Raw genomic sequence first — 16,012 nt, 5'->3', positions numbered from 1 at the left:
AATTATTTAGTAATAATTTATCTAAATATGTAAAATTTTTCCAATAAATGAGAGGGGTAAACATAAGTAAACTACTAGTTTATTAAATTTTAATGGTAAAAAGTAATGTAAATTGGTAAAAAGTACCATAAATTTTCCCAATACAAAAATTTTTAATAATATTTTAATATTAAAACATGATATTGAATATTCGAAAAAAAATAATAAATCTAAATTTTTTAACAATAATTCAATATTAAATTATGATATTATTTAAAGGAAGAAGGGTTTAATTTGAAATTAAGAAAATCTTTAGTAAGTGTTTTGGCTTTGGGATCAATTTTTGTATCTGCACAAACTTCTTTTGCTAGTGAAGTGCAAGGTAATAATGTGGAAAAGGCAATAAGTACCAGCTTAGATTTAACAGAAAATAATCCAAATACAGTAGTTAGTGAAGTCTTAACTTTTGATGAATTAGCGAAACAAATCTCAGAAGATAATGGTATTTCGCAATTCGAGGCAGCGAACCAAATTATGAAAAGTTATAATTCTAATAAATCAAGGTCAGCAGAAAGTGTATCTCCTTTAGCAGCTACATTTCGAACAATAGGTCAAACAATCTCAGTTAAATCAAATTACAATCCAACTGTGAATTTTTATTGCGAAACAAGTGAAGGTGGAGGTTATTGGGGAATAGTTAAAATCCTAAATATTAGTATAGATAGAGCAGACCCTGTAACTGGTAAATCTTATAAGTTTGGTGGTACCATTTTCGCTAATTTAGAAACAGCTGCTAAGATTCACTATATTGTAGAAGGAGATTGGTATTTAACCGCTACAATTTCTAGAAATACTGGAGTAAATATTCCGGTTGGGGCTTCAGGTGGTGTAAGTTTCTCTCTTTCTTCTACATCGGATTGGTTTGCATATGCATATAGAGTAGGAGATATCATAACACAAAGATAGGAGCTATAAAAAATGAATAATAAAAATCCAAATAAATTGTTACTGTTTTTTAATCTTGTAATAGGGATATTAATAATAATTTCTCCAACTATTATTACAGGGCACTTATATGACATACAAACTCTCATCGGAAATATACGGGTGGCAGAATTTGTATTGCGAACGGCAGCATTAATAATTGGATTATTAGTTATTAACGAAGGAATAAAGAATTATTTTAAAAACTAAGAATAATTTCTAATTGAACTATTGCATGAGTTAGTTAAATTAGAAATAGTTAAGATCACATTTTAATGTGGTCTTTTTCATTTGTTAAATTATTGGCTAGGTGTAACCTCACCACTTAATAAGGATTCTTCATAAGGGTCTCCATGATCACCAATAGAATTTCTATGATGTTTAGCTCTTTTCAGGAGTTCTTGCGCCATAACTAGTCTTTCCATATAATCTTTTCTCCTAAATTAATATTAAATAATTATAAAATCGAATTATCTAAGATGTCTACTTTTATAAATTTAGCGTCTGTCCACTTTTTTATAATTAAACTTCCCCCAAACCCTCCCCTAATTAAGTGGGGGAGAAAACATTATTCTACAAAGAAGTTAATATATAAAAATCCCTAGAAGTGTTGATAAATCAACGTTTCTAGGGATTTTATAAACGCTATTTACATAGCATTTAGCTTAACGGTTGTAGAATTCAACGATAAGAGCTTCGTTGATTTCAGCTGGTAATTCAGAACGCTCTGGTAAGCGGTTGAAAGTACCTTCTAATTTGTCAGCGTTGAAAGTGATGTACTCAGGTACAAAGTTGTTAGCTTCAACAGCTTCTTTAACTACAGCTAAGTTTTGTGATTTTTCACGTAAGCTGATAGTTTGGCCAACTTTCACTCGGAAAGAAGGGATGTCAACACGTTTGCCATCAACTAAGATGTGACCGTGGTTAACTAATTGACGAGAAGCACGACGAGTACGAGCAAGACCCATACGGTAAACTACGTTATCTAAACGAGTTTCTAATAAGATCATGAAGTTTTCACCGTGTTTACCAGTTAATTTACCAGCGATATCAAATGTGCGACGGAATTGACGCTCATTAACACCGAACATGTGACGAAGTTTTTGCTTCTCTTGTAATTGTAAACCGTATTCTGATAATTTTTTACGTTGGTTTGGTCCATGTTGACCTGGAGCGTAAGGGCGTTTTTCTAATTCCTTACCTGTTCCGCTTAATGAAATGCCTAAACGGCGAGATAATTTCCAAGTAGATCCTGTATAACGAGCCATTGATGACTCCTCCTTAAAGTTTTTATTTTGGAGTAAAATAAAAACGTTCGTGTAGCCCCAGTTTGTTTATTTTGCTTTCATGTATCCTCGCCCCAGCAGCCGGAGTTACGCGATGACACCTCTAAATTGAATAGAGGAACAAAATAAAAATCAAGCCTGTGCTTACAACGCTGCGTTATTTTACACAAGGAATATTATATCCATTATGCATATTTAAGTCAAGGATAGATTTAATTCAAGCTTTACTTACAAAAAATTAAAAAATGATTCTTTTAGCGGATAAAAAAAAACGGAGAATTTAGTAGTAATTTGTCGTTTTAAACACAGTAATGTCATAAGGAATAGAGGTTTTTGGTATCTGAATTATGAGAATATGTCCAATTTTGTATAAAAATAATTGTAGGAAAAACTAACTAAGTGATTTATAATAAAAAATAGTTATATTAGTACATTTCTTAAATAGTAAGTAGGTGATTTTGTATGAATCTCGATGAAAATAATAAAATACTTTTTTTAAAGTCGGAATTTTTCGATTTTATGGTCAATCAAGAAAACTTTCAACATCTTTCAGGCATATATATGAAGTATTCGAAACTTGTATGTGATGTATTAGGTGCAAGAACAGTATCTTTATATGGAAATAACACTAGCGGAGAGTTTTTTGAGTCTATTACTTATAATTCGTTGAAAGAAGAAGGAAAAGAGTTTGAAATTAGATCAAAAGTATCGGTTGATAGTTTACCTATTGAATTTGACAGAGAGAGCAAGTACAAAATTTTACATAGTTTAAACAAAACAATTTTATACTACTGGAATTATGATGAAAGTGACTTACATATAGTTGAACTAGACTTTACTGGAGAAGAAAGAGAGCTAGAGAAATTTAGTGAGAGCTTTTTACTTTCATTTCATAAAGAAACATTTGAATTGAGAAATCTGTTAGTAAAACTTGCTAGAACGATTGAGCAAGGAAAACAGTATCTTCAACTTTCAAAGATTACTTCAAAATTACATTCATCATTTAATATAGAAAATGTTTTTGCTGAAATTATTACTTCGTTAGAAACTGTATATCCAAACAATGAATATCTACTTCTTCTGACTAATCACCAATCGGTTGAACCATCTCATTTACCAGTAAAACAATTTTCTCCTATGGATAACGACGCAAATCCTTTTGTCATACAAGCATACAGTGAAAATATTACTACGTTTGAAAAGAAGGACGGCTCTATTTATATGTATTCACCAGTTCACGGTCAACAAGGTGTTTATGGTGTTTTACAAATTGCGAATAATAATTTAATGCGTTTTACAGTATATGAACAAGAATTTTTTACATTACTCGCTTCAAAAGCAGGTATTGCATTAGAGAATGCTAAACTTTACCAGCAAGTAGAGGATAGTGCCAAACGAATTCAGTTTGTTAATGAAGTTGGACAAAATTTAAATCAAAATCTACATAGCTTAGAGTTAATTAGCTATTTAGTTAATAAGTTTCAAACTCGATTTGAATGTGAGGAATTTGCGATTGTTATTTTAAAGGACAATGCTCATTTAAAAGTGTTGGATGGTAGTACAGAGTTTTTCAAAACTCGTACTGCAAATGGGTTAATTCAACAAATAGTAAATGATACAATGATACATGGCGGAACTTTATTAAAAGTTCATGCCTCTCAAGAAAATTGTTATCAAGATTATCCTTTTAATTCAATTGTAGCAGTAAAAGTTGAAACGACTGGATTACAAGGAATCGCAATCATGCTTCACCGAGAGCCTTTTAAATTTAAATATGATGATCGTACACTTGTTGAAAATGTGATGGAACCAACAAAATTAGCTCTTCGTAATACAATGCTTCAAGAGAAATTGGAACAATTAGTTGCTACTGATCATTTAACCGACTTATATTCTAGAGCGTATTTAGAAGAACATATTAGTAAAAGCATGCAAGAGGATTCACAAGGGACATTAATTCTATTAGATATCGATGATTTTAAGAAAATTAATGATACTTATGGTCATCAAATCGGCGATAATGTACTTATTCAAGTTGCAAATATTATTAAGGATGTTGTTCGTTCAACGGATATAGCAGCAAGATGGGGTGGAGAGGAATTAGCAGCTTACTTACCGAAAATTGGAATTGAACACGGTAAAAAAGTTGCATCTAGGATTATTGAAGAGGTTGAGAAGATTTCAAATCCAAGAGTTACAACTTCCTGTGGCGTTTCCGCCTGGGGGAGTGGTAATAGTAATTCTTCATCAATTGATAAATTATTTAAAAGCGCTGATGATGCTTTATATATCGCTAAAAATACAGGGAAAAACAAGGTGACAATTGCAAATTAAAAGGAAGACAAAATAGAGAAATCTATTTTATCTTCCTTTTTTTATTTATTGAATTGTTGCTTCAATTAGATTTACGATTTCTTGAAGATGTTTTTGATCAACTTCATCAAAACGATTTAATTCTGGACTGTCAATGTCTAAAACACCGATTACCTCGCCTTTATGGAATAAAGGAATAACAATTTCTGAATTGGATGCAGCGTCACATGCGATATGACCAGGGAATTCATGAACATTTGCAATTCTTTGAGTAGTTTTTGTTTGTGCTGATGTACCACAAACTCCTTTTCCATATGGAATACGTACACAAGCAGGTAAACCTACAAATGGCCCTAGTACTAATTCATCACGATCACCATCTTTTAAATAAAAACCAACCCAATTGATTTCGTGTAAAAATTGATTTAGAAGTGCTGATGTGTTTGCTAAATTTGCAATTAAGTTATGTTCGTCATGTATTAATGCTTTAACTTGTGAAGTAAGTGTCTGATATTGTTGCTCTTTCGTACCTGCATATTCGACTTTTTGGAACATATGCTGACCCCTTTCCCTATATCTTTTGGAATATCATAGCATATTTGGAAAGATAACAGTTAATTTTGTCGACTGAAAACTAAAGGGTTTTTACTTAAAATCGCCAATTTTTTAAATAAAGGAATTGTAGAAGTAGAGGTGACATGTATGGAGCAAGAAAAACTTGCAACTAAGAATAAAGTCATCGAGACAGCCCTATCATTATTTAAAATAAATGGGTATCAAGGTACTTCAGTAAGAGATATTTCTAAAAAAGCAGATGTAAATATTGCAACGATTTCGTATTATTTTAAAGGCAAGCAGGGTTTGCTTGAACATATTATTGTGGAATTTTTAGAAGGATATGTGACTATTTTAAATAAATATTGCTTATTACTTGAAGAGAAAAATCCTAATTCAGTATTAAATGAATTAGTTGAGGAAGTGTTAAGTTATTATTTTCTAAAAAAAGAGTATACATCTATTTTTTATAGAGAATTAACACTGGACTCTGTTTTTATTAGAGAAATCATGACAACTTACTTGGCAAGGGAAAGATATACATTTGCTCAAGTCTATGATGCAATAAGATTAAATAATCCAAAACTCACTATGCCTTTTTCAGTGTTTTTTGTACAGTTAAAATCGTTTATGTCTACACCTTATTTATTTCCTAGTTATTTAAATGAGGTACTTTATATTCAACAAAATGATACTTATTTTTTTGAACGATATAAAGAATATGTTGAAAAGTGGATCACTTCTTTACAAGAATCAGATTTTCAGCATTTGAGTGAATTAGAATTGTTAGGTTAAATTCAATCGCCTTATTATTGTGTTTATTCACAATAGAAGGCGATTTTATATGTTGCAAAAAGTGATTTTTTGACAAGTTGTTACAATATTTATTATAGTTTGATAAATATTTAAAAAAATTGAAAAAATTAGGTTAAAAATCAACTGTCTCATGTTATTATTAACTATAAAGTATAATTATGAACAAATAATAATGTCAAAATATGTTAATTAAAATAGATTAGAAGGCAAGTAGAGGAGGTACACCAGGGATATGACTGTGACCGTAATATTAATCGTAATTTGTATTGTTATCGCTCTAATGATAGTAGCCCTAACGATGCGGAATCGTTTGTATAAAAGACTCGATGAGCTTGAATCCTGGAGAATGCAACTTATGAGTAAGCCAGTGACAGATGAACTGTCAAAACTAAAGGCTCTCAATATGACTGGTCAAACAGAAGAGCTTTTTGAAAAGTGGAGAACAGATTGGGATGAGCTAGTGACAACTGTTTTACCGAAAGTTACAGATTCAGTTTATGATATCGATGAATCGATAAATAAATATCATTTCATGAATGCGAAAACGGCAATTGCTGATCTTGAAGCGGTTTTAAACGAAGCGGAATCGACAATTGAAAAGATTTTAAGTGAAGTTAGTGAGTTAATAGGAAGCGAAGAGCAAAATAATCTTGATATTGAGCACTTAAACCAAGAGTATTTAGAGCAAAGAAAGCTATTGCTAACTCATCGTCACTTGTATGCAATTTCAGAAGCTAATTTAGAGAAGAAATTAGATGAGATTAAAAAACAAATTCAATTGTTTAATGAGACGACCGAACAAGGTAATTACTTAGAAGCTAGAGAGTTAGTAAAAGATATTAGCGAACAAGTAAATCTATTAAGAGATCAAATGCAGATATTACCTGATTTATTTATTGAATCTTCTACAACAATGCCAAATCAAATACATAATTTATTAGATGGTTTAAAACAAATGAAATCAGATGGGTATGCACTAGATTATGAAAAAATTGAGACTGAATCAACGGATTGTGCTAATGCTTGTAATGAATGTGTTGAATTAATTAAGAAGTTAGAGATAACAGAAGCAATAGAAAAACTTGATTTTGTTAAAGAAAAAATTGATTCAATCTATGATTCTTTAGAACAAGAAGTTGAAAGTAAATATATTGTTGAAAAAGAAATTTGGTCGTCGCAAGAAGAAATTCAGCGAATTCGTGAGGCTAATTTAAAAACAAAAGAAGAAACGCATCTAGTTCAGCAAATTTATGAATTAAGCGAAGAAGATACACAAACTCAAAAGCATGTTGAAAAGCAAGTGAGTATCATTACGAAGCGATTTGAATTATTACAAATTCGAGTGGCTGAACAAGATTTAGCTTTTTCAGTGATCAGAGAAGAATTAAATTTACTTAAGAAGCAAATGGAAGATGTAAAAGAATCACATTCGATGTATGTAGAAATGTTGAAGGCACTGCGTAAAGATGAGCTTCAAGCACGTGATCAATTAATCGAAATGAAGCGATTAATGTTAGAGGTCAAACGTCTTGTTCAAATTTCTAATTTACCAGGGATGCCGATTTCATCTTTAAAACAAATTCAGACTGCCCAAGAAAGTATGCAAATTGTCTATTTAGAACTTGAGAAAAAACCTTTAAAAATGGGAAAAGTATCTATTTTATTAGAAAAAGCATCTTCATCAGTTAATGAGTGTTATCATGATACAAAATTCATGATTGAACAAGGATATTTTGTAGAAAAAGTGATACAATATGGTAATCGCTATAGAAGTAAATATGTACAAATTGCATTATCTATGGATAAATCAGAACAATTATTTAGAGAATTCCAATATAATGAAGCTCTAGAGGAAGCAGCTGCTTCAATTGAAAGAATAGAACCTGGTGCAATTGATAAGTTACAAGAAATACTAAATGAACAAAAGTACACAATACCCCTATAGATGAAAATCTTAGGGGTTTCAGTTTGTTATCGGATATAATGAAACTGGTGTAAGCAACATGGAGGTACAGTAATGATTTATTTTGATAATAGTGCTACAACAAAACCGTATAAAGAGGTATTAGACACATATTTGACTGTTTCAGAACAGTTTTTTGGGAATCCTTCTTCCATTCATAAACTAGGTGGGAAATCGGAGCAATTGCTGACGAAAGCAAGAAATCAAATTGCTGATCTTCTTTCTGTACAACCATCTGAGATTATTTTTACATCTGGTGGAACTGAGGGAAATAACCTTGCTATAAAGGGAACGGCAATGATGCATCGTTCTAGAGGAAAGCATCTAATCACAACGGAAATCGAGCATCCGTCAATTTATGAAGCTTATAAGCAACTTGAAGGACTAGGGTTTGAAGTTACTTATCTTTCACCTGATGAAAATGGATTTATTTCTATGGAACAGGTAAAGAATGCTTTGAAAGAGGATACTATACTTGTATCAGTTATTCATGTAAACAATGAAACAGGAGCAATCCAACCGATTAGCGAGATTGGACAACTGTTAAAGAATTATCCGAAAATATACTTCCACGTCGATGCAGTTCAAGGTATTGGTAAAGTACCAGTAAACATTAAGGAATCTGCAATCGATTTATTAACAGTTTCTGGACATAAGTTTCATAGTGTCAAGGGCACTGGATTTTTGTATGTTCGAGAAGGTGTTATGTTATCGTCCCTATCAACTGGTGGTTCTCAAGAAAGAGAAATTCGTTCAGGTACTGAAAATCTAGCTGGCATTGTCGCTATGGCTAAAGCATTAAGAATGATTTTTGAAAAGCAAAATGAGATGAGAAATCATTTAGTAAACATGAGAAATAAGTTACTATCTAATTTAAACGAAATAGAAGGTTCTGTACTGAATTCGCCACTTTCAAATTTTGCTCCACATATAATTAACATTTCTTTTATAGGATTAAAGCCTGAAGTAATTGTGCATGCTCTATCTGAAGAAAGTGTTTATATCTCTACAAAGTCTGCTTGCTCTTCAAAAACATATGAGATCAGCCGAATATTGCAAAGTATGGGTAAGAGCGAACAAGTTGCTGGTAGTGCAGTAAGGATCAGTCTTTCATATGAAAATACGTTGGATGAAGTAGCAAGATTTAACAAGATAATAACAGAAGTAATAAAAAATTTATATAAAGTAACGAGGTAACAAAAATGAATGTAGAATATATTTTAATTCGATATGGTGAGATGACGACTAAAGGAAAAAATAGAGGTCGTTTTACAAGTATTTTAAGAGAAAATGTAAGAAATCGATTAAAGAGCTTTGAAAACATAAAAATAATTGCTACACGTGATCGTATGTACATTAAATTAAATGGTGAAGACCATGAAAAGGTAGCAGCTAGTTTAAAACAAGTTTTTGGTATTCATACATTTAGTTATGCTAGAAAAGTTGATACCGAATTAGAGGCTATTAAAAAAGGCGCACTTGAAGCGATTAAAGAACTTGGTGAGAGTGTAAAGACGTTTAAAGTAAATGTTCAACGCAGTTATAAACAATTTCCTTTAAATACGCCACAATTAAATCGAGAACTTGGTGGATATATCCTCCAAAATACTGAAAAACTGACTGTAGATGTTCATAATCCGGATGTAGCGGTTCGTGTAGAAGTAAGAGATGACGCAACTTATATTACTTGTGGAGAAGAATACGGAGCAGGTGGTTACCCAGTTGGTGTTGGCGGAAAAGTAATGCTTCTATTATCTGGTGGAATTGACAGTCCCGTTGCTGCTTATATGCTCTTAAAAAGAGGAGTTTCAATAGAAGCAATTCATTTTGAAAGTCCACCATTTACAAGTGATCGCGCAAAACAAAAAGTAACGGACTTAGCTAGTAAGTTAACTAGATACTGTAAGAGAGTTACTTTACACGTTATTCCATTTACAGAAATTCAAAAAGCAATTCATAAAGAAATGCCAGCAAGTTATACGATGACGATTATGAGACGAATCATGTTAAGAATTGCTGAACAAGTTTCAATCGATCGTAAGGCACTGGCTTTAGCTACTGGAGAAAGCCTAGGACAAGTTGCAAGTCAAACGTTGGAAAGCATGCATACAATAAATGAAGTAACAAATTATCCTGTATTAAGACCACTATTAGCAATGGATAAGTTAGAAATTATGGAAATTGCTAAAAAAATTGATACGTATGATATTAGTATCAGACCTTATGAGGATTGCTGTACAATTTTCACACCTGCAAACCCAACAACTAAACCAAAACGAGATAAAGTTGCTCGATTTGAAAGTCGTTTTGATTTTACAGACTTAATAAATGAAGCAGTCGTTTCCAGAGAAACAATCATCTTTGAAAATGAAACGGTTCGTAAACAGACGAACTCAAAAGAGAATGAAATTGACATCGATGCTTTATTATAGGACCTGTTCTATTTAACATCTATTTTGTTAATGCTCTTTTCTAAAAGTTTGTTGTTTCTTAGGCTTAGTAAAGGGAAAGACAAATAAAGATTTTGATTGGAATCGAAGGTGTGAGACTCCTGCGGGAGGAGTGGGACAGCTGAGACTCACTCAAGGACGCTTTGCGCCGAGGAGGTTCAGCGCCTACCCCTCGGAAAGCGAGCATCTTGGAGCGAAAATCAACCAATACTTTGGTAAATAGCAAGTAAGTTTACGAAACAGCTTTTAATCACTGATTCTAAAGAAATTCATTAATCTTTTAACGAAGAAAAAATACTAAAAATTACCAAATAAATTATGAATGAAGACATGTGTTTTATCACACTCTATACTCACAAGGAGGTGACAACACATGTCAAATAGAAATTCAGGTAGAAATAATTTAGTAGCACCAGGTGCACAAGAAGCTTTAAACCAAATGAAGTATGAAATTGCTTCAGAGTTTGGAGTTCAACTTGGCCCAGATGCAACTTCTCGTTCGAATGGTTCTGTTGGTGGTGAGATCACAAAGCGTTTAGTACAAATGGCTGAACAAAGCCTTGGTGGATATTCTAGATAATAAATTTAAATAATTATGGATTAAGGGGTAGGATTAAACCTACCTCTTTTCTATTTGTTTAATAATGACTCGAATGTTTGCTATAATATTAATTACTAACCAAAAGGAGCATCTCGGTCATGTCAATATTAGAAAATGAACTAATTAAAATTACCACTAAGTCTGAAGGCGCAGAGTTGACTAGTATTTTTTCCAAGAATAATAAGATTGAATATCTATGGAATGCAAATCCCTCCTTTTGGGGGAGACATGCTCCCGTGCTTTTTCCAATAGTAGGTAAACTTTTCGAAAATCAATATAAAATAAATAATGAAACTTATGAACTTTCTCAGCATGGTTTTGCTAGAGATTTTAATTTTAATTTAGTTGATGAAAAAAAAGATGAAATAACTTATGAGTTATTAAGTAATGAACAAACGAGTGAGAAGTTTCCGTTTATCTTTTCATTAAGAATAAACTATAAGATTAAGAATGAAACAATTTACATTACATATGAAGTAACAAATAAAGATACAGTTACAATGCCATTTTCGATTGGTGCACATCCTGCTTTTAATGTACCTATAATGGAAGGTGAATCTTTCGAAGATTATTTCTTACAGTTTGATGATCAAGAAATAATAGAAACAATTAAATTAGAAGGTGCATATAGAAATGGGAAAAGGGAACTAATAGCTGAAAACACAAATGTTTTACCTTTAACACGTAAACTATTTAAAGATGATGCTTTGATCCTTGAAAAACTTAATAAAAATGCGATTTCAATACGCTCAAAAAATCACCCGAATTACGTGAAGGTTGAATTTGTTGGTTTCCCGTATGTTGGAATATGGACAACTCAGACTGCACCTTTTGTTTGCATCGAACCATGGTATGGTATAGCAGACGAAATGGGATTTGTAAAGGAAATGAAAGACCGATTAGGTGTCCAATCTTTAGACCCTAATGAAATTTTTAAGTGTACTTTTAGTATTTCAGTAGGAACGCATTCAAATGAATAACTCGATTAAAAGGCCATCTTATATAGATGGTTTTTTAATTTGTGTAAATTTTCTGATAAAAGAAGGGTTTCGAGCCATTTTTAACGAAATCTTTATTTATTCTATTTTGGACAACTCCTAAATATAAATTACTAATGATGGCAAAAGGGGGATAAACCACATGATTGGAACTAGTCTAATTGCTCCAAAAATGTATAATATTGTTTGGGAAATTGAGAAATTTGCATCAACAAACAAACTGGCACTTAAATGGGTATGTGCGAAAGGTGAAACTCATCAAATATCGTATAAGGATTTATATAATAAAGTTCATCAATACGCCTTTACATTTAAAAATAATGGACTTGAAAAAGGGGATAAACTATTTGTAATGATGCCGCGATGTGTTGAAACATATGCGGTTTATTTGGCCATATTGAAAATTGGCTGTGTTATTGTTCCAGGATCAGAATTATTAACATTAAAAGATATTTTGTATCGTATCGAACATAGTGAAGTCAAAGCAATTGTCGCTCACAATGAGTACTTAAATACATTCAATAGTATAGTTAAAGGTGGGAAATATAAATTATTTACCATCCATGAAGAAAATGGTGTTTGGATTTCCTTAAATGAGCAGGCAATAAGCGGTGCTCATGTCCTAACAGTAGAGACAAAAAGTGATGATTTGGCCTTTATTTCATATACTTCGGGTACAACAGGGAATCCAAAAGGAGTTGTACATACACATAGCTGGGGATATGCACATATTCGAACAGTTGCTTCGAGTTGGTTAGATGTGACAGAAGATGACATAGTTTGGGCAACAGCAGGCCCAGGTTGGCAAAAATGGATATGGAGTCCATTTTTAGCAACTCTAGGTAGTGGTGCAACAGGGTTCTTTTATGAAGGGAAGTTTGAAGCAAAAACATTCCTATCATTAATTAAGGAACATGATATTTCAGTATTCTGTAGTACACCTACTGAATACCGTTTTATGGCGAAAGAAGAGAATTTAGAAATGTATGACTTGCCTGCTTTAAGAAGTGCCGTCTCTGCAGGAGAACCTTTGAATCTAGAAGTAATTCGTACTTTTAAAAAATATTTTCAAGTTGATGTAAGAGATGGATATGGACAAACAGAAAATACTTTATTAATTGGTACAATGAAAGATATAAAAGCAAAAGAAGGTTCGATGGGAATTCCTACTCCGGGAAATTTAGTTGATATTGTTGACGACCATGGTATTCCGGTAGGAGTAAACCAAGTAGGAAATATCGGTGTTCACATAAAGTCACCTGCATTATTTAAACATTACTATAATGACTTGGAGCGTACTAACGCACAAATTAAAGGTGATTACTATTTAACAGGAGATCGAGCGAAAAAAGATGAGGATGGTTACTATTGGTTTGATGGCCGTAGTGATGACATCATTATCAGTTCAGGATATACAATTGGTCCATTCGAAATCGAAGACGCTCTTGTTCAGCATAAACTAGTAAAAGAATGTGCTGTAGTAGCAAGTCCGGATACGCTACGTGGAAATGTTGTTAAGGCATTCATCGTCCTTACGGAAAATCCAGCGAATCCAGAAGAACTAATTAAAGAGCTTCAGGATCATGTGAAAAGCGTAACTGCACCATATAAATATCCAAGAAAAATAGAGTTTGTCCAAGAGCTTCCGAAAACAATCTCTGGAAAAATTCGACGAGTAGAATTACGTGCAATGGAAGATGTAAGAGAATCGAATTAAACAAATTCTTATGATAAAATGAGGGAATATTCCCTCATTTTTTATTTTGATGAAAGGACAGTGTTTGAATTGAAGAAGCTTTGGTACAATGGTTTATTTTATACAATGGAACGCGAAGGAAAAACTGTTGACGCAATCTATACAGAGGGCGAAAAGATTATTAAAACTGGTACATATAAAGACCTTTTGAATGGATTAGATGAGAATGTTGAGTTGATTGATTGTAAAGGGAAGATTGGGTTTCCAGGTTTTATAGATAGTCATTTACATTTAATTGGTCATGGAGAAGCGATGAATCGAGTAGATTTATCATATTGCCGATCCTATGACGAAATGATTCAACTTATGAAAACTACAGTTGATAAATATAAATCAAATGAATGGATTATTGGTGAGGGATGGAATGAAAATGAATGGACCTCAGAGCAATCATTTTCTGTTGAGGATTTAAATAAACTTTCTTCTAAAAATCCAATCGTGCTTAAAAGAACATGTAGGCATGTCTTTTTCGTAAATTCACTTGCACTTCAAGCGGCAAACATAAATGAAATGACAATAATTGAAGGTGGTCAAGTAGGTTATTCTGATGATGGTAAACCGAACGGATTACTTTATGATGAGGCTGTTAATCTTATCTTAAAGACAATGCCAGCACCAAATGATATTTATTTATCGAAGGCGATTAGTACAGCTGTTAAAGATTGCCACCGAAATGGAATTGTAGCTGCGGTAACTGAAGATTTATCCTACTATGGCAACGCAAATCTAGTAATCGACCTTTATGAGCAGTTACTTGATGAATTATCATTTCATACTCATTTACTAATTCACCATACTACTTTAAACGAGGTAAAAGGGCGTATACATAATGGAAATAAAAATGTTTCTTTTGGTGGTGTCAAAGCATTTATTGACGGATCATTTGGTGGAAGAACTGCACTTTTAGAAGAGCCGTATGAGGATGAAAAAAGTTCAACTGGATTACAAGTCACAAGTCCATCAAAGTTAGAATCAATCACAAAGAATGCACGGGAGAATAGATTACCTATTGCATTTCATATGATCGGTGATCGAGCGGTAAGTCAGGCAATTGATGCTGTTAAAAAATTCCCTAATACTGGAAAACTTCCAGACCGTTTTATTCATTGTACACTTCTATCACCAAAGCTTGTTCAGGAAATGAAAGGGTTAAATCTCGTGGTCGATAGTCAAACTTCATTTATTTATGGTGATTATCCTTGGTTATTGGAACGAATAGGTGAAAAGCGAAATCAATATGCGTTTTTAGTAAAAACATTATTAGATGAATCGATTCCTTTAGCAAATGGCTCAGATACTCCAATTGATACAATTAATCCTTGGCAGGGTATTTATTCGGCTACAACTAGAAAGGCAAAAGATGGACAAATTTATAATGAAAAAGAATCAATTAGTCTATTTGAAGCAATAAAACTCTATACAATTAGTAGCGCTGCCTCATTTGGTCAAGATGATGAAAGAGGATTATTAGTTCCTGGATATGTAGCAGATTTTATTTTATTTGATGAAAATCCTTTTTTACTTAATGAAGAAGATTTATTAATGATGGAATGTAAGGGAACAATCAGTAGAGGAAATATAGTGTATAAAAAAGAATGGTGAGTTTTTTACCATTCTTTTTGTTTATGCCAAAGTTTAATTGCCTATACTGATACAAAAAAGGGTGGTTTCGTTTTCTTGCTTTATTTTTATTCTGTTCTAATTTTTATAGCAATCATCATTCTTCTCTTAATTTTCTTTATCCTTTTTATTCATATGAGAGTAATGATTAAAACTGTCTACACGAACGAAGAAAGGTTTATGAATGTTAAAATATCAATTTTGAAGAATTTAATAAAGTTTACCTTTAATATACCGTTAAAAAGACCGGAAGAAGTAAAGGAAGATGCTAAGAATTTAGAGAAAAAAAGGGATTTATCTGTCCTGCAACAAATTGATTTTTTCATAAACTTATATTCAAATGCACATACTATCATTATTCAATTTTTAAAGTCAGTACAAATTTACAATTTGACTTATCATATTCACTTTGGTGTTGGGAATTCAGCTTTAACGGGTATTTCTATAGGAACTGTTTATAGTGCGATTGGTATTTTTGAGAATTTATTAAGAAAGTTCACGATCCTACATCAGCCGCCAAATATAGATATTACACCTAACTATTATGCATCGATAATGGAAACTTCAGGTAAAATTCGTTTTTCATTTTCGGTACGCAAAGCGGTCTTCACAGGACTATTATTGCTAAAAGCTTATTTGAAAACTAGAAAAGATTTTAAAGCAACACATCCAATTGAAACTAATTAGAGGT

The 16,012-nt window shown here is 32.3% G+C and carries 15 protein-coding genes; 12 read left to right on the top strand and 3 right to left on the bottom strand.

Annotation, left to right across the window (positions count from 1 at the left end; all coding sequences use genetic code 11):
• Positions 1 to 273 precede the first annotated feature (273 nt).
• Both B7R65_RS12085 and B7R65_RS12080 read left to right on the top strand, forming a co-directional pair.
• The gene (locus tag B7R65_RS12085) at positions 274 to 945 is read left to right on the top strand and encodes a hypothetical protein (protein ID WP_088043042.1); all 672 of its coding nucleotides are present in this window, start codon (positions 274 to 276) and stop codon (positions 943 to 945) included.
• 12 nt (positions 946 to 957) lie between these two features.
• The gene (locus tag B7R65_RS12080) at positions 958 to 1,173 is read left to right on the top strand and encodes a hypothetical protein (RefSeq protein ID WP_088043041.1); all 216 of its coding nucleotides are present in this window, start codon (positions 958 to 960) and stop codon (positions 1,171 to 1,173) included.
• An 89-nt stretch (positions 1,174 to 1,262) separates the two neighbouring features.
• On the opposite strand, the gene B7R65_RS21765 is transcribed toward B7R65_RS12080, so the two are convergent.
• Together B7R65_RS21765 and rpsD are read right to left on the bottom strand one after the other, a co-directional pair.
• A complete protein-coding gene (locus tag B7R65_RS21765) occupies positions 1,263 to 1,388 on the bottom strand; it encodes a hypothetical protein (RefSeq protein WP_256941285.1) in 126 nt (41 codons plus the stop codon).
• 240 nt (positions 1,389 to 1,628) lie between these two features.
• Positions 1,629 to 2,231, bottom strand: coding sequence for a 30S ribosomal protein S4 (gene rpsD, locus B7R65_RS12075; protein WP_088043040.1), 603 nt, complete (start codon positions 2,229 to 2,231; stop codon positions 1,629 to 1,631).
• Positions 2,232 to 2,711: 480 nt separating this feature from the next.
• Here rpsD and B7R65_RS12070 point away from each other — a divergent pair, with 480 nt between their 5' ends.
• On the top strand, positions 2,712 to 4,583 hold the full coding sequence (locus B7R65_RS12070; RefSeq protein WP_088043039.1) for a sensor domain-containing diguanylate cyclase: 1,872 nt from the start codon (positions 2,712 to 2,714) through the stop codon (positions 4,581 to 4,583).
• A 45-nt stretch (positions 4,584 to 4,628) separates the two neighbouring features.
• Here the strand turns inward: B7R65_RS12070 and B7R65_RS12065 are convergent, their stop codons facing one another.
• Positions 4,629 to 5,117, bottom strand: a complete 489-nt coding sequence (locus B7R65_RS12065; RefSeq protein ID WP_088043038.1) for a GAF domain-containing protein — start codon at positions 5,115 to 5,117, stop codon at positions 4,629 to 4,631.
• Positions 5,118 to 5,264: 147 nt separating this feature from the next.
• Between B7R65_RS12065 and refZ the strand changes: the two genes are divergently transcribed.
• The 9 genes from refZ (at position 5,265) to B7R65_RS12020 (ending at position 16,008) form a co-directional block, all read left to right on the top strand.
• Positions 5,265 to 5,912 carry a forespore capture DNA-binding protein RefZ gene (gene refZ, locus B7R65_RS12060; RefSeq protein ID WP_088043037.1) on the top strand — a complete coding sequence of 216 codons (648 nt, stop codon included), beginning with the start codon at positions 5,265 to 5,267 and terminating at the stop codon, positions 5,910 to 5,912.
• Between the two features lie 253 nt (positions 5,913 to 6,165).
• Complete coding sequence (ezrA, locus tag B7R65_RS12055) at positions 6,166 to 7,878, top strand: septation ring formation regulator EzrA (protein WP_088043036.1); 1,713 nt, start codon at positions 6,166 to 6,168, stop codon at positions 7,876 to 7,878.
• 72 nt (positions 7,879 to 7,950) lie between these two features.
• Positions 7,951 to 9,093 (top strand): cysteine desulfurase family protein, encoded by a 1,143-nt coding sequence (locus tag B7R65_RS12050; protein ID WP_088043035.1) that lies wholly within the window; start codon positions 7,951 to 7,953, stop codon positions 9,091 to 9,093.
• A 5-nt stretch (positions 9,094 to 9,098) separates the two neighbouring features.
• On the top strand, positions 9,099 to 10,328 hold the full coding sequence (gene thiI / locus B7R65_RS12045; protein ID WP_088043034.1) for a tRNA uracil 4-sulfurtransferase ThiI: 1,230 nt from the start codon (positions 9,099 to 9,101) through the stop codon (positions 10,326 to 10,328).
• Positions 10,329 to 10,719: 391 nt separating this feature from the next.
• Positions 10,720 to 10,926, top strand: coding sequence for an alpha/beta-type small acid-soluble spore protein (locus B7R65_RS12040; protein ID WP_088043033.1), 207 nt, complete (start codon positions 10,720 to 10,722; stop codon positions 10,924 to 10,926).
• 119 nt (positions 10,927 to 11,045) lie between these two features.
• Positions 11,046 to 11,927 (top strand): aldose 1-epimerase family protein, encoded by an 882-nt coding sequence (locus B7R65_RS12035; protein WP_088043032.1) that lies wholly within the window; start codon positions 11,046 to 11,048, stop codon positions 11,925 to 11,927.
• Between the two features lie 160 nt (positions 11,928 to 12,087).
• A complete protein-coding gene (gene mbcS / locus B7R65_RS12030; RefSeq protein ID WP_088043031.1) occupies positions 12,088 to 13,662 on the top strand; it encodes an acyl-CoA synthetase MbcS in 1,575 nt (524 codons plus the stop codon).
• Between the two features lie 69 nt (positions 13,663 to 13,731).
• Positions 13,732 to 15,303 carry an amidohydrolase gene (locus B7R65_RS12025; protein ID WP_179194851.1) on the top strand — a complete coding sequence of 524 codons (1,572 nt, stop codon included), beginning with the start codon at positions 13,732 to 13,734 and terminating at the stop codon, positions 15,301 to 15,303.
• A 219-nt stretch (positions 15,304 to 15,522) separates the two neighbouring features.
• The gene (locus tag B7R65_RS12020; RefSeq protein ID WP_218780425.1) at positions 15,523 to 16,008 is read left to right on the top strand and encodes a DUF2953 domain-containing protein; all 486 of its coding nucleotides are present in this window, start codon (positions 15,523 to 15,525) and stop codon (positions 16,006 to 16,008) included.
• Positions 16,009 to 16,012: the final 4 nt, after the last annotated feature.

The sequence above is a fragment of the Bacillus sp. EAC genome (assembly GCF_002156875.1).
Classification (GTDB): Bacteria; Bacillota; Bacilli; order Bacillales; family Bacillaceae_G; genus Gottfriedia.
The sequence above is the reverse complement of the archived record's forward strand: the minus strand, read 5'-3'. Positions and strand labels throughout refer to the sequence as shown.

Excerpts from the sequence above, each read along its gene's own strand:
- B7R65_RS12080 (WP_088043041.1), top strand. The coding sequence starts at position 958 with ATGAATAATAAAAATCCAAATAAATTGTTACTGTTTTTTAATCTTGTA.
- B7R65_RS21765 (WP_256941285.1), bottom strand. The coding sequence starts at position 1,388 with ATGGAAAGACTAGTTATGGCGCAAGAACTCCTGAAAAGAGCTAAACAT.
- rpsD (WP_088043040.1), bottom strand. The coding sequence starts at position 2,231 with ATGGCTCGTTATACAGGATCTACTTGGAAATTATCTCGCCGTTTAGGC.
- B7R65_RS12070 (WP_088043039.1), top strand. The coding sequence starts at position 2,712 with ATGAATCTCGATGAAAATAATAAAATACTTTTTTTAAAGTCGGAATTT.
- B7R65_RS12065 (WP_088043038.1), bottom strand. The coding sequence starts at position 5,117 with ATGTTCCAAAAAGTCGAATATGCAGGTACGAAAGAGCAACAATATCAG.
- refZ (WP_088043037.1), top strand. The coding sequence starts at position 5,265 with ATGGAGCAAGAAAAACTTGCAACTAAGAATAAAGTCATCGAGACAGCC.
- ezrA (WP_088043036.1), top strand. The coding sequence starts at position 6,166 with ATGACTGTGACCGTAATATTAATCGTAATTTGTATTGTTATCGCTCTA.
- B7R65_RS12050 (WP_088043035.1), top strand. The coding sequence starts at position 7,951 with ATGATTTATTTTGATAATAGTGCTACAACAAAACCGTATAAAGAGGTA.
- thiI (WP_088043034.1), top strand. The coding sequence starts at position 9,099 with ATGAATGTAGAATATATTTTAATTCGATATGGTGAGATGACGACTAAA.
- B7R65_RS12040 (WP_088043033.1), top strand. The coding sequence starts at position 10,720 with ATGTCAAATAGAAATTCAGGTAGAAATAATTTAGTAGCACCAGGTGCA.
- B7R65_RS12035 (WP_088043032.1), top strand. The coding sequence starts at position 11,046 with ATGTCAATATTAGAAAATGAACTAATTAAAATTACCACTAAGTCTGAA.
- mbcS (WP_088043031.1), top strand. The coding sequence starts at position 12,088 with ATGATTGGAACTAGTCTAATTGCTCCAAAAATGTATAATATTGTTTGG.